Source organism: Enterobacter sp. BIDMC109, assembly GCF_001037885.1.
GTDB lineage: Bacteria > Pseudomonadota > Gammaproteobacteria > Enterobacterales > Enterobacteriaceae > Enterobacter > Enterobacter hormaechei_C.
This window is the reverse complement of the sequence record NZ_KQ090002.1, coordinates 710,448-723,382: the sequence shown is the minus strand read 5'-3', so window position 1 is coordinate 723,382 and position 12,935 is coordinate 710,448. Positions and strand designations below refer to the sequence as shown.

The window sequence follows — 12,935 nt, the reverse complement described above, 5'->3', positions numbered from 1 at the left end:
ACGTTACTGGTATTCGCTCATCGGCACGCAGGAGCAGAACAGGTTACGGTCGCCGTAAACATCATCAAGACGTTTCACGGTTGGCCAGTATTTGTTTGCCACACCTGCCGGGAAGACAGCCAGCTCGCGGGTATAACCGTGGTTCCACTCTGCCACCAGTTCGTTCTGTGTATGCGGCGCGTTCACCAGCGGGTTATCTTCCAGCGTCCACTCCCCGCCTTTCACGCGGTCGATTTCGCTGCGGATCGCCAGCATGGCGTCGATAAAGCGATCCAGCTCCACCTTGCTTTCAGATTCAGTCGGCTCAACCATCAGCGTACCCGCTACCGGGAACGACATGGTTGGCGCGTGGAAGCCGTAGTCGATCAGGCGCTTGGCAATATCCAGCTCGCTGATGCCCGTCTCTTCTTTCAGAGGACGAATATCGAGGATGCATTCGTGCGCCACGCGACCGTCGCGACCGGTATAGAGCACCGGATAGGCGTCCTTCAGACGCGTTGCGATGTAGTTGGCGTTGAGGATCGCCACCTGGCTGGCTTGCTTCAGCCCTTCCGCGCCCATCATGCGGATGTACATCCAGCTGATTGGCAGGATAGAGGCGCTGCCGAACGGTGCCGCGGAGACCGCGCCCTGACGGGTCAGCATGCCTTCAATCTGCACCACGCTGTGGCCCGGCACAAACGGTGCCAGGTGCGCTTTCACGCCGATTGGGCCCATCCCCGGGCCGCCACCGCCGTGCGGAATGCAGAACGTTTTATGCAGGTTCAGGTGCGACACATCCGCGCCAATAAAGCCCGGAGAGGTGATGCCCACCTGGGCGTTCATGTTTGCGCCGTCGAGGTAAACCTGGCCGCCGAACTGATGCACCACTTCACACACTTCACGGATAGTTTCTTCGTACACGCCGTGGGTGGATGGGTAGGTCACCATGATGCAGGAGAGTTTGTCGCCCGCCTGCTCGGCTTTGGCGCGCAGGTCGGCCAGATCGATGTTGCCGTTTTTGTCGCACGCCACAACCACCACTTCCATTCCTGCCATCTGGGCAGAAGCCGGGTTGGTACCGTGGGCAGAGCTTGGGATCAGGCAGATATCACGGTGGCCTTCATTGCGGCTTTCGTGATAGTGACGGATCGCCAGCAGACCAGCGTATTCACCCTGCGCACCGGAGTTCGGCTGCATGCAGAGCGCGTCGTACCCGGTCAGCTTCACCAGCCAGTCGGAGAGCTGGTTGATCATCATGTGATAACCTTCCGCCTGCTCAGCCGGGCAGAACGGGTGCAGCTCAGAGAATTCAGGCCAGGTAATTGGGATCATCTCAGCCGCGGCGTTCAGCTTCATGGTGCAGGAGCCCAGCGGGATCATCGCCTGGTTCAGCGCCAGATCTTTACGTTCCAGAGAGTGCATGTAACGCATCATCTCGGTTTCGCTGTGATAGCGGTTGAACACCGGGTGAGTCAGGATCGCGTCGTCGCGCAGCATGCTTTCCTGAATGGAGCGGCTGTCGAGCGCAACCTCTTTGTCGAGCGTATCAACGTCCAGACCGTGTGCGTCACCCAGCAATACGTTGAACAGGGTCAGGATATCGTCACGGGTGGTGCTTTCGTCCAGCGTAATGCCGACCGCATTGTGAATGTCGCTGCGCAGGTTGATTTGCGCTGCCTCGGCGCGCGCCAGCACGGCCGCTTTGTCTGCTACCTCGACGCACAGGGTGTCGAAGTAGTGCTCATGACGCAGTCTGAGACCTTTCTGTTGCAGACCGCAGGCCAGGATATCGGCCAGACGGTGGATGCGGCTGGCAATGCGTTTCAAGCCAGCCGGACCGTGGAACACCGCGTACAGGCTGGCAATGTTAGCCAGCAGCACCTGCGAGGTACAGATGTTGGAGTTCGCTTTCTCGCGGCGGATATGCTGCTCGCGGGTCTGCATCGCCATGCGCAGCGCGGTGTTACCGGCGGCATCTTTCGATACGCCGATAATACGGCCTGGCATGGAACGTTTAAATTCATCTTTCGCGCCAAAGAACGCCGCGTGCGGGCCGCCGTAGCCCATCGGCACGCCGAAACGCTGGGCTGAGCCGAAGACAATATCCGCGCCCTGTTTGCCTGGCGCGGTCAGCAGCACCAGCGCCATAAAATCAGCGGCGACGCTAACAATAACCTTACGGGATTTCAGCTCGGCGATCAGTGCGCCGTAGTCGTGCACTTCCCCGGTGGTGCCCACCTGCTGCAACAGCACGCCGAAGACGTCCTGGTGATCCAGCACTTTTTCAGCGTCGTCGACAATCACCTCAAAGCCGAAGGTTTCCGCACGGGTGCGCACCACGTCCAGCGTCTGGGGATGCACGTCCGCCGCCACGAAGAAGCGGTTGGCGTTTTTCAGCTTGCTCACGCGCTTCGCCATCGCCATCGCTTCGGCGGCGGCGGTCGCTTCATCCAGCAGCGAGGCAGAGGCGATATCCATACCGGTCAGATCCAGCGTCACCTGCTGGAAGTTCAGCAGCGCTTCCAGACGGCCCTGGGAGACTTCTGGCTGATACGGGGTATAAGCGGTATACCAGCCCGGGTTTTCCAGCATGTTACGCAGGATCACGGGCGGTAACTGCACGTTGGTGTAGCCCATGCCAATGTAAGACTTATAGCGCTTGTTAAGGCCGGCGATGGCCTTCAGCTCCGCCAGCGCGGCGAACTCCGTCGTGGACTCGCCTACCTGCGGCGGCGTAGCAAGCTGGATGTCTTTTGGCACGATCTGGCCGATCAGTGCGTTTAATGAATCCGCGCCAACTGTCTTCAGCATCTCCTGCTGTTGCTGAGCATCCGGCCCAATGTGACGTTCAATGAAGGCGCCACGGTTTTCAAGCTGGCTTAAAGTCTGTGTCATGAGCGATGGTTCCTGAAACATGCAGTGAATTTAAGTTCCCTCTCCCTTTGGGAGAGGGTTAGGGTGAGGGGAAGATTGGCACCCTCACCCCTGCCCTCTCCCAAAGGGAGAGGGGGATTACTGATTACTCGTCTTCTAACAGTGCTTCGTACGCGGTCGCATCCAGCAGCGCGGCAACCTGCGCTTCGTCGCTGGCTTTGATCTTGAAGATCCAGCCGCCTTCATACGGTTCGCTGTTGACCAGCTCCGGGGAGTCGCTCAGCGCGTCGTTCACGGCAACAATTTCACCGCTCACCGGGGCGTAGATGTCAGAGGCCGCTTTAACGGATTCCGCCACCGCACAGTCGTCGCCTGCGCTCACGGTTGCGCCCACTTCCGGCAGGTCAACAAACACCATGTCGCCCAGCAGCTCCTGCGCGTGCTCGGTGATCCCAACGGTGTAAGTGCCGTCCGCCTCTTTGCGCAGCCACTCGTGTTCTTTGCTGTATTTCAGTTCCGCTGGCACATTGCTCATTGAAGTTCTCCTGATAAAAATAGTTAGGCGACCGGCTTACCGGCGCGAACAAAAATCGGTTTGGTCACGTTGACCGGCATTTCGCGGTTGCGGATCTGCACCACCGCCGTTTCGCCAATCCCCGCCGGCACGCGTGCCAGGGCAATACTGTAGCCGAGCGTCGGGGAGAACGTTCCGCTGGTGATCACGCCTTCGCGATGATTGCCATCGGCATCGGTGAAGCGTACAGGCAGCTCGCCGCGCAGAACGCCTTTTTCTTTCATCACCAGGCCGACCAGCTGTTCAGTGCCCTTCTCGCGCTGCATCTCCAGCGCTTCACGGCCAATAAAATCACGGTCAGCCGGTTCCCACGCAATGGTCCAGCCCATGTTGGCCGCCAGCGGAGAGACGCCTTCGTCCATCTCCTGACCGTAGAGGTTCATCCCCGCTTCCAGACGCAGCGTATCGCGCGCGCCCAGGCCCGCAGGCTTCACGCCCGCCTCCACCAGCGCACGCCAGAAATCAGCGGCCTTCTCGTTTGGCATCGCAATTTCGTAGCCCGCTTCACCGGTGTAGCCGGTGGTGGCGATAAACAGATCGCCCGCCTGCACGCCGAAGAATGGCTTCATGCCTTCGGTGGCTTTGCGCTGCTCGTCGCTGAACAGAGAGGCGGCTTTCGCCTGGGCGTTTGGCCCCTGCACCGCAATCAGCGACAGATCGTCACGGACGGTGATGTCTATGGCGTAAGGTTCAGCGTGTTGGGAAATCCAGGAGAGGTCTTTTTCGCGGGTGGCGGAGTTTACAACGAGGCGGAAGAAATCTTCGGTGAAGTAGTAGACGATGAGGTCGTCAATCACGCCGCCAGAGGCATTGAGCATGCCGGTATAGAGCGCTTTGCCCGGCGTCTTCAGTTTGGCGACGTCATTTGCCAGCAGATAACGCAAAAACTCCCGGGTGCGGCTACCGCGCAGGTCGACAATCGTCATATGAGACACGTCGAACATACCGGCATCGGTGCGCACCGCGTGGTGCTCATCAATCTGCGAGCCGTAGTGCAGCGGCATCATCCAGCCGTGGAAGTCCACCATGCGGGCGCCGCACAACACGTGCTGTTCGTACAAAGGAGTCTGTTGAGCCATCTTTTCCTCGTTGAAAAATTCACCGTGAAACCCGGTGTCGGCCTCGCGATCGGGGGCCGACGCAAACGTTCTCTTTTACCTGAACTTACCACCGAAACCGGCGGTTAACCATAAGGTAAAACGGGTCATCACATTAGCTTATGACCAAAAATCGCTGAAAAGCCTACAGAGTTATTCACTGGGAAAATGCGATTAAACCCGCATAAAATTAACAATGATCTAACAGGGTTTAGCAGATGGTGATATTTCATGCGGAAAAACGGGCCGAATTTCCGTAACATAAAAATAGTTAGATTAGATTTTCTAATGCGAAAAATGACGTGAAATTAGATTATTTCAAACGAGGAAATTTCCCCGGCGCGGAGGCCGGGAAAATAAAGTGTGACGGGGATCGAGATTAACGTAACCAGTCGGGAAGATCGTTGAGGCCCATTGCCTGACGAAGAAGCTGCGGTTTTACGCCGGGAAGGGTGTCGGCCAGCTTGAGGCCAATATCGCGCAGCAGTTTTTTCGCCGGATTCGCTCCGGCAAACAGCTCGCGGAAGCCCTGCATACCCGCCAGCATCATCGCCGCACTGTGTTTGCGGCTGCGCTCGTAGCGACGCAGATACAGATGCTGACCAATATCTTTACCTTCCCGATGCAGGCGACGCAGCTCTTCAACCAGCTCAGCCGCGTCCATAAAGCCAAGGTTCACCCCCTGCCCGGCCAGCGGATGAATGGTATGCGCCGCATCCCCCACCAGCGCCAGACGGTGCGCGGCAAACTGACGCGCGTAGCGACCGGTTAACGGAAACGTCTGGCGTTCGCTTTCAAGCATGCACAGGCCCAGACGGTTATCAAACGCCACGCATAGCGCCTGACTGAAGGCATCCGGCGTCGCCTCCTGCATCTGCTGCGCTTTCTCCGGCTCTAAGGACCAGACGATGGAGCAGAGATGCGGATCGGCAAGCGGCAGGAAGGCCAGAATGCCGTCATTATGGAAAATCTGGCGCGCCACGCCGCCGTGCGGCTCTTCGGTGCGGATTGTGGCCACCAACGCGTGATGGCGGTAATCCCAGAAGGTCAGCGGAATATCCGCTTTGTTACGCAGCCAGGAATTGGCGCCGTCGGCACCCACCACCAGACGCGCGGTCAGCATGTCGCCACTTTCAAGAGTGATAAACGCGTCGTTTTCGCCCCACGCCACCTGCTGGAGTTTCGCCGGTGCGATCAGCGTGACGTCGCTGCACTGCTGTGCTTTCTGCCACAGCGCGTGGTGGATCACCGCGTTTTCAACGATGTGTCCAAGGTGGCTGTAGCCCATGCTTTCATCGTCAAACGCGATATGGCCGAAGCTGTCTTTGTCCCACACTTCCATGCCATGGTAACAGCTGGCACGCAGCGCCACGATTTCAGACCAGACGCCAAGGTGCGTCAGTAGCTTTTCGCTGGCGGCATTGATCGCCGAGACGCGCAGCTCCGGCGGTGCATCCTGCGCCACAGGCTGCGGCGCTTTTTGCTCAAGCACGGCCACGCGCAGGCCGCTGCCCTGTAAACCACAGGCCAGCGCCAGTCCTACCATTCCGCCACCCACAATGGCGACATCAACATTTTGCACGGTCAATACTCCTTAACGCGCGACCCAACCCAGGGTCCGCTGCGCCAGCACGTCACGTGCCGGAATGAACAGTTCCATCGCCATCAGCCCAAGGTTGCGACCCGCAACCAGCGGTGCCCAGCGATTGGCAAACAGGTGGACTAAACCGTCGGTGACGCCAATGGTCGCCGCTTTGTCCGCCTGGCGTCGTTTCTGGTAATGGCTCAGCACCGAGTATGCGCCAAAATCCTGTTGTTCGCTCCACGTCCGGGCCAGGAGCTCTGCCAGGCTTATCACGTCACGGAGGCCAAGGTTGAAGCCTTGCCCGGCGATGGGGTGCAGCGTCTGCGCGGCGTTGCCGACCAGGGCGACGCGATGGGAGACAGTCTGCGATGCGGTCGTCAGCGCGAGCGGATAGGCCACGCGTTTTCCGGCATGGGTGATGCGCCCAAGCCGCCAGCCGAAGGCTTTTTGCAGCTCGGAACAAAAACGTTCGTCGGACCAGGAGAGAACCTCATCGGCCCGATCCTGCGCATGGCACCATACCAGCGAGCAGCGCCCGTTCGACATCGGCAGCATGGCCAGCGGGCCGTGCTCCGTGAAGCGCTCAAAGGCCCTGCCGTTATGCGCGCCTGCCGTGGAAACGTTAGCGATAACCGCCACCTGACCATAGGGTTGAGCGCGCCACTCTACGCCGCACTGCGTGGCGATCGCGGAGCGTGAACCATCCGCCGCCACCAGCAGTTGCCCCTCCAGCGTGGTGCCGTTGTCCAGCGTCACGCTGACGGCCTCGTCACAGCGGCTGAAGCTGGCGACGCGCGCCGGACAGTGCAGCGTGACGCCAGGCGCGTCCTGTAACAGACGGAACAGCCGCAGCCCTACGTCATGTAGCTCGACAACCTGCCCCAGCGCCTCGATCCGATAATCGTGGGCATCCAGCGTCACAAACCCGGCATGCCCGCGATCGCTGACGTGAACGGTGCCGATCGCCGTTGCACAATCCGCTATCGCCTGCCAGATCCCAATACGCGCAAGCTGCTGACAGGTTCCCTGCGCCAGCGCGATAGCGCGGGCGTCGAAACCGGGATGATCGGCCGCCTGCGGCGCGACCGCCTCGACGAGATGCACCGGAAGCTGGCCCTGGGTTAACTGCGAAATAGCCAGCGCCAGAGTAGCGCCGGTCATGCCTCCGCCAACAATGATTACGCTCATCCGCGTGCCGCCGCCATCAGCGCCTCGATGTCGTCGGCTTTTTTCACCACGGTCGCGGTCAGGTTTTCGTTACCGGTTTCCGTGATGACGATGTCATCTTCAATACGAATGCCGATCCCGCGGTACTGTTCCGGCACGTCGGCATCCGGCGCGATGTACAGCCCCGGCTCAACGGTCAGCACCATGCCAGGCTCCAGCACGCGCGAACGTTCCGGACCGTATGCCCCGACGTCATGCACATCCAGCCCCAGCCAGTGGCTCAGGCCGTGCATAAAGTACGGACGATGGGCGTTTTCGGTTATAAGGGTGTCCACATCGCCTTTCAGAATGCCGAGCTTCACCAGCCCGGTAATCATGATGCGCACCACCTCGCCCGTAACCTCCTGGATGGAGGTGCCAGGACGGAACAGCGTCAGCGCGGTCTCCAGAGACTCAAGCACGATGTCATAGATTTCACGCTGCGCGGAGGTGAATTTACCGTTCACCGGGAAGGTACGGGTGATGTCGCCCGCGTAACCCTGATATTCACAGCCGGCGTCAATCAGCACCAGATCGCCGTCGCGCAGTTCACTTTCGTTTTCGGTGTAGTGCAGAATGCAGCCATTTTCCCCGCCGCCTACGATGGTGTTATAGGACGGGAAGCGCGCACCGTGACGGTTAAATTCATGGTGAATTTCGCCTTCAAGCTGGTACTCGAACATACCGGGATGGCACTTTTCCATGGCGCGGGTATGCGCCAGGGCGCTGATTTCGCCCGCGCGGCGCATCACGTTCAGCTCTTCTTCAGACTTGAACAGGCGCATCTCATGCACCATCGGTCGCCAGTCCGTCAGGGTGGCGGGTGCAGACAAATTCTGACGTGAGCCTTTACGCAGCTTATCCAGCGCGGTGAAAACAATGTCATCCGCATACGCGTATTCGCCCTGGGCGTGATAGAGCACGTCCAGACCGTTCAGCAGTTGGTAGAGCTGCTGGTTGATTTCGCTGTAGGCCAGCGCGCGGTCCACGCCCAGTTTTTCCGGCGCCGCCTCCTGTCCTAAGCGGCGGCCAAACCAGATTTCCGCGGTCAGATCGCGCACGCGGTTAAAAATCACGCTGTGGTTGTGGGTGTCATTGCTTTTAATCAGCACCAGTACCGCTTCCGGCTCGTTAAACCCGGTGAAGTACCAGAAATCACTGCTCTGGCGATAGGGGTATTCGCTGTCGGCGCTGCGCGTCACTTCCGGCGCGGCGAAAATCAGGGCAGCGCTTCCCGGCTGCATTTTTGCCAGCAGCGCCTGACGACGGCGAGAATACTCTTGACTGGAGATAACCATGACACCCTCCTGTGCGTTATTTTTCTTAGTGTAATGTTGGCTTGCGAACTTCCGGCGCGGTCGGCTGCGAGCGCGTAAAGTTGTCGTGGCACAGCAGAGACGCCACGCGTACGTACTCGATAATCTCTTCGAGAGACATCTCCAGCTCTTCCTGGTCTTCGTCTTCATCGTAGCCGAGCTGGGCGATGTTGCGCAGATCGTCGATCGCTTCACCCGCTTCGCCGGTCACTTTATCCAGTTTAGGCTGGGTTACGCCCAGGCCAAGAAGATAGTGGTTTACCCAACCCGCGAGCGCATCAGCGCGATCGAAGACGCTTACATCGTCGCCTTCAGGCAGATAAAGCTGAAAAAGAAAGCCATCGTCTTCCAGGGAATCGCTGGTTGCGGCGTGCATTTTACGCAGCGCTTCCGCCAGTTCGTGGCCAAACGCCAGCCCTTCGTTGGTGAGGTCGTGGATCAGCGGCTGCCATGAGCTGTCGCTGTTTCCGCCGCACAGTATGCCGCTGATCAGACCGTGCATTTCGGCAGGGGTCAGACCGACTCCCTGCTGGTTCAGTAACTGGTTTAAATCCTTGTAACCAGGCATTTCGTTCTGTATAGACATACGCATTCGTCATCAAAGGGAGGATATTCATGATATGCTACCACTTTGGACCCTGGTGATACCAGAAAAGGGCTTGTATCTTCACATCAGGGTAGCTATAGTGTCGCCCCTTCGCAGCCCCCGGGGCAGTATGCGAAGGCAGCGCAGTCAATCAGCAGGAAGGTGGCATGTCTGCACAACCCGTCGATCTCCAGATTTTTGGCCGTTCACTGCGAGTGAATTGTCCGCCTGAACAAAGGGATGCCTTGAATCAGGCTGCGGACGATTTGAATCAGCGGTTGCAAGATCTAAAAGAACGCACTAGAGTCACAAATACTGAGCAGCTGGTTTTCATCGCCGCGTTGAACATCAGCTATGAACTGACTCAGGAAAAAGCGAAGACCCGCGATTACGCGGCAAGCATGGAGCAGCGCATTAAAATGCTCCAGCAGACCATAGAACAGGCATTGCTTGATCAAGGTCGCAGTCCCGAAAGACCGGGACCAAAGTTTGAATAACACTTCTCAGTTGACTATGGTAGAGTAACTGTGAAGACAAAATTTCTCTGAGATGTTCGCAAGCGGGCCAGTCCCCTGAGCCGATATTTCATACCACAAGAATGTGGCGCTCCATGGTTGGTGAGCATGCTCGGTTCGTCCGAGAAGCCTTAAAACTATGACGACACATTCACCTTGAACCAAGGGTTCAAGGGTTACAGCCTGCGGCGGCATCTCGGAGATTCCCTCTCTTTTCTTCTACCGACTACCATGACTCAACTCCCTGAAGTTTCTGCTTCACGCCAGGACATCCGTCAGCTTATTCGCCAGCGTCGTCGCGCTCTAAGCGCCGAGCAACAGGCACAGTTTGCCCAGCAGGCCGCCGCCCGCATGATGGCCTATCCGCCTGTGGTGATGGCAAACACCGTCGCCCTGTTTCTCTCGTTTGATGGTGAGCTGGATACCCAACCGCTTATCGACCAGCTCTGGCGCGCCGGGAAAAAAGTTTACCTGCCGGTTCTGCATCCCTTTAGCCCGGGCAATCTGCTGTTTCTGCACTACCATCCGCACAGCGAGCTGGTGGTAAATCGTCTGAAAATCACCGAACCCAAACTCGACGTGCGCGACGTGCTCCCGCTTTCCGGGCTGGATGTGCTGATTACACCGCTGGTGGCGTTTGACGAGCAGGGCCAGCGATTGGGCATGGGCGGGGGATTCTATGACAGGACGCTACAAAACTGGCAGCAGTACGGATTGCAGCCGGTGGGGTATGCGCATGATTGCCAGGGCGTGGAGGCATTACCCGTAGAGAAATGGGATGTGCCGTTGCCGGCGGTGGTGACGCCCAGTAAAACCTGGACCTGGTAGAACAAAGCCGGGTGGCGGCTACGCCTTACCCGGCCTACATAAATCCTCGAACATTACAGGTCGGGTAAGCGTAAGCGCCACCCGACACACAAACCGCACGACAACTGTAGGTCGGGTAAGGCGCAGCCGCCACCCGACGCCACAAACTGCACCATCAGTACAACAGGCGCGCGCGAATCGTCCCCGGAATGGCCTTCATGCTCTGCAATGCTTTCTCGGCGATGTCTTCATCCGCTTCGATATCAATCACCACATAACCCATCTGCGAGTTAGTTTGCAGATACTGCGCGGCAATGTTAACGCCCTGCTCGGCAAAGATCTGGTTGATGGCGGTCAGCACGCCAGGACGGTTTTCGTGGATGTGCAGCAGACGACGCCCACCGTGCAGCGGCAGAGACACCTCCGGGAAGTTCACCGCAGAGAGCGTTGAACCGTTGTCGGAATATTTGCTCAGTTTACCCGCCACTTCCAGGCCGATATTCTCCTGCGCTTCCTGAGTAGAACCGCCGATGTGCGGCGTCAGGATCACGTTGTCGAACTCGCACAACGGAGAGGTGAACGGATCGCTGTTGGTGGCCGGTTCCGTCGGGAATACGTCAATCGCCGCACCCGCCAGATGCTTACGCTTCAGCGCGTCGCACAGTGCAGGAATATCGACCACCGTACCGCGCGCGGCGTTGATCAGCAGAGAGCCCGGCTTCATCAGCGCCAGCTCTTCCGCCCCCATCATGTTTTTGGTGGACGCATTTTCCGGCACGTGCAGGCTGACCACGTCGCTCATGTTCAGCAGGTCTGAAAGATGCTGTACCTGCGTTGCGTTACCCAGCGGCAGCTTGCTTTCGATATCGTAGAAAAACACGTGCATGCCGAGGGATTCCGCCAGAATACCGAGCTGCGTACCGATGTGGCCGTAACCGATAATCCCGAGCTTTTTACCACGCGCTTCGTAGGAGCCCGCAGCCAGCTTATTCCACACGCCGCGGTGCGCTTTGGCGTTAGCTTCCGGAATGCCGCGAAGGAGCAGCAGCAGCTCGCCAATCACCAGCTCCGCCACGGAACGGGTGTTAGAGAACGGCGCGTTAAAGACCGGGATACCGCGTTTTGCGGCGGCATTCAGATCAACCTGGTTGGTGCCGATGCAGAAACAGCCAATCGCCACCAGCTTTTCCGCCGCAGCAATAACGTCTTCAGTCAGTTGGGTACGGGATCGCAGGCCAATGAAATGGGCATCACGGATGGACGCTTTCAGCTCTTCAGTGTCCAGCGCGCCTTTGTGAAATTCGATGTTGGTGTAGCCTGCTGCGCGAAGGCTATCGAGCGCTTTCTGGTGCACGCCTTCAACCAGCAGGAATTTAATCTTGTCTTTCTCCAGTGATACCTTTGCCATTTACCCGACCCTGTTTTTATCTGAACTGATGTTGTGCTGGATATAAATCCCGTGCAGCCAACATATCAAAAAAAACTATTGCAGCAATATGAACGTTTGCGTCGGCACTCTGAAGAAAAGTCATACAGAGCAAAATGGCAGAGGAAAATGCTGCGGAAAATTACGAACGTGGCAGGATCGGCAAAAGAGGCGGAAAAACGTGACACAAGTCACCGAATTTAGCTTTTCAAATTTTTTTAGCGGGGGGAGCGTTCCCCCCGTCAGATCATTTTACGATGGTTTTTACACCGTCAGCCGTGCCGATCAGCGCCACATCCGCGCCACGGTTGGCAAATAACCCTACGGTAACGACGCCTGGAATGCCGTTGATCGCATTTTCCAGCGCAATGGCATCGAGGATCTCAAGGCCGTGAACATCAAGGATCACGTTGCCGTTGTCGGTCACCACACCCTGACGGTATTCCGGACGACCACCCAGCTTCACCAGTTGACGTGCCACGGCGCTGCGCGCCATCGGGATCACTTCGACCGGCAGCGGGAAATTCCCCAGAATGTCGACCTGCTTGGAGGCGTCCGCGATGCAGATGAACTTATCCGCAACGGAGGCAATGATCTTCTCGCGCGTCAGCGCCGCGCCACCGCCTTTGATCATCTGCATGTGGCCGTTGATTTCATCCGCGCCATCAACGTAAATGCCCAGACGGTCCACTTCGTTGAGGTCGAAAACGGTGATGCCGAGACTTTTCAGCTTTTCCGTGGAAGCATCGGAGCTGGAAACCGCGCCCTCGATCTGCCCCTTCATCGTGCCCAGCGCATCGATAAAGTGCGCCGCCGTCGACCCCGTACCAACACCGACAATGGTACCCGGCTGTACGTACTGGAGAGCGGCCCATCCTACTGCTTTTTTCAGTTCATCCTGCGTCATGATCGTTTTGCCTGTGGTGTGAAAACTCAGGGCGCATTATAGAACACGTCGAATGGATTT

General features: G+C 58.0%; 11 protein-coding genes and 1 other RNA gene. 3 read left to right on the top strand and 9 right to left on the bottom strand.

Going from position 1 to position 12,935, the window contains the following annotated elements; genetic code table 11:
- Positions 1-3: 3 nt before the first annotated feature.
- The 7 genes from gcvP to SK62_RS03435 form a co-directional block, all read right to left on the bottom strand.
- Positions 4-2,877, bottom strand: coding sequence for an aminomethyl-transferring glycine dehydrogenase (gene gcvP, locus SK62_RS03465; protein ID WP_017692709.1), 2,874 nt, complete (start codon positions 2,875-2,877; stop codon positions 4-6).
- 124 nt (positions 2,878-3,001) lie between these two features.
- Positions 3,002-3,391, bottom strand: a complete 390-nt coding sequence (gcvH, locus tag SK62_RS03460) for a glycine cleavage system protein GcvH (protein WP_006811885.1) — start codon at positions 3,389-3,391, stop codon at positions 3,002-3,004.
- A gap of 23 nt (positions 3,392-3,414) precedes the next feature.
- Positions 3,415-4,509 (bottom strand): glycine cleavage system aminomethyltransferase GcvT, encoded by a 1,095-nt coding sequence (gcvT, locus tag SK62_RS03455; RefSeq protein ID WP_003860107.1) that lies wholly within the window; start codon positions 4,507-4,509, stop codon positions 3,415-3,417.
- A 397-nt stretch (positions 4,510-4,906) separates the two neighbouring features.
- The gene (gene ubiI, locus SK62_RS03450; RefSeq protein WP_023295388.1) at positions 4,907-6,109 is read right to left on the bottom strand and encodes an FAD-dependent 2-octaprenylphenol hydroxylase; all 1,203 of its coding nucleotides are present in this window, start codon (positions 6,107-6,109) and stop codon (positions 4,907-4,909) included.
- A gap of 12 nt (positions 6,110-6,121) precedes the next feature.
- A complete protein-coding gene (gene ubiH / locus SK62_RS03445; RefSeq protein ID WP_047719211.1) occupies positions 6,122-7,300 on the bottom strand; it encodes a 2-octaprenyl-6-methoxyphenyl hydroxylase in 1,179 nt (392 codons plus the stop codon).
- Positions 7,297-8,610, bottom strand: a complete 1,314-nt coding sequence (pepP, locus tag SK62_RS03440) for a Xaa-Pro aminopeptidase (protein ID WP_094089638.1) — start codon at positions 8,608-8,610, stop codon at positions 7,297-7,299. The genes ubiH and pepP overlap by 4 nt, the downstream gene beginning before the upstream one ends.
- A 31-nt stretch (positions 8,611-8,641) precedes the next feature.
- Positions 8,642-9,220, bottom strand: coding sequence for a YecA/YgfB family protein (locus tag SK62_RS03435; RefSeq protein ID WP_003860099.1), 579 nt, complete (start codon positions 9,218-9,220; stop codon positions 8,642-8,644).
- 167 nt (positions 9,221-9,387) lie between these two features.
- Between SK62_RS03435 and zapA the strand changes: the two genes are divergently transcribed.
- The 3 genes from zapA (at position 9,388) to SK62_RS03425 (ending at position 10,563) form a co-directional block, all read left to right on the top strand.
- Positions 9,388-9,717 (top strand): cell division protein ZapA, encoded by a 330-nt coding sequence (gene zapA / locus SK62_RS03430; RefSeq protein ID WP_003860096.1) that lies wholly within the window; start codon positions 9,388-9,390, stop codon positions 9,715-9,717.
- Between the two features lie 41 nt (positions 9,718-9,758).
- Positions 9,759-9,942, top strand: a non-coding RNA gene (gene ssrS / locus SK62_RS21965) — 6S RNA.
- Positions 9,943-9,966: 24 nt separating this feature from the next.
- On the top strand, positions 9,967-10,563 hold the full coding sequence (locus tag SK62_RS03425; RefSeq protein ID WP_017692706.1) for a 5-formyltetrahydrofolate cyclo-ligase: 597 nt from the start codon (positions 9,967-9,969) through the stop codon (positions 10,561-10,563).
- Positions 10,564-10,717: 154 nt separating this feature from the next.
- Here SK62_RS03425 and serA read toward each other — a convergent pair whose 3' ends face one another.
- Both serA and rpiA read right to left on the bottom strand, forming a co-directional pair.
- Positions 10,718-11,950 carry a phosphoglycerate dehydrogenase gene (serA, locus tag SK62_RS03420; protein WP_017692705.1) on the bottom strand — a complete coding sequence of 411 codons (1,233 nt, stop codon included), beginning with the start codon at positions 11,948-11,950 and terminating at the stop codon, positions 10,718-10,720.
- A 265-nt stretch (positions 11,951-12,215) separates the two neighbouring features.
- A complete protein-coding gene (gene rpiA / locus SK62_RS03415; protein WP_003860091.1) occupies positions 12,216-12,875 on the bottom strand; it encodes a ribose-5-phosphate isomerase RpiA in 660 nt (219 codons plus the stop codon).
- Positions 12,876-12,935: the final 60 nt, after the last annotated feature.

Excerpts from the sequence above, each read along its gene's own strand:
- gcvP (WP_017692709.1), bottom strand. The coding sequence starts at position 2,877 with ATGACACAGACTTTAAGCCAGCTTGAAAACCGTGGCGCCTTCATTGAA.
- gcvH (WP_006811885.1), bottom strand. The coding sequence starts at position 3,391 with ATGAGCAATGTGCCAGCGGAACTGAAATACAGCAAAGAACACGAGTGG.
- gcvT (WP_003860107.1), bottom strand. The coding sequence starts at position 4,509 with ATGGCTCAACAGACTCCTTTGTACGAACAGCACGTGTTGTGCGGCGCC.
- ubiH (WP_047719211.1), bottom strand. The coding sequence starts at position 7,300 with ATGAGCGTAATCATTGTTGGCGGAGGCATGACCGGCGCTACTCTGGCG.
- SK62_RS03435 (WP_003860099.1), bottom strand. The coding sequence starts at position 9,220 with ATGTCTATACAGAACGAAATGCCTGGTTACAAGGATTTAAACCAGTTA.
- zapA (WP_003860096.1), top strand. The coding sequence starts at position 9,388 with ATGTCTGCACAACCCGTCGATCTCCAGATTTTTGGCCGTTCACTGCGA.
- SK62_RS03425 (WP_017692706.1), top strand. The coding sequence starts at position 9,967 with ATGACTCAACTCCCTGAAGTTTCTGCTTCACGCCAGGACATCCGTCAG.
- serA (WP_017692705.1), bottom strand. The coding sequence starts at position 11,950 with ATGGCAAAGGTATCACTGGAGAAAGACAAGATTAAATTCCTGCTGGTT.
- rpiA (WP_003860091.1), bottom strand. The coding sequence starts at position 12,875 with ATGACGCAGGATGAACTGAAAAAAGCAGTAGGATGGGCCGCTCTCCAG.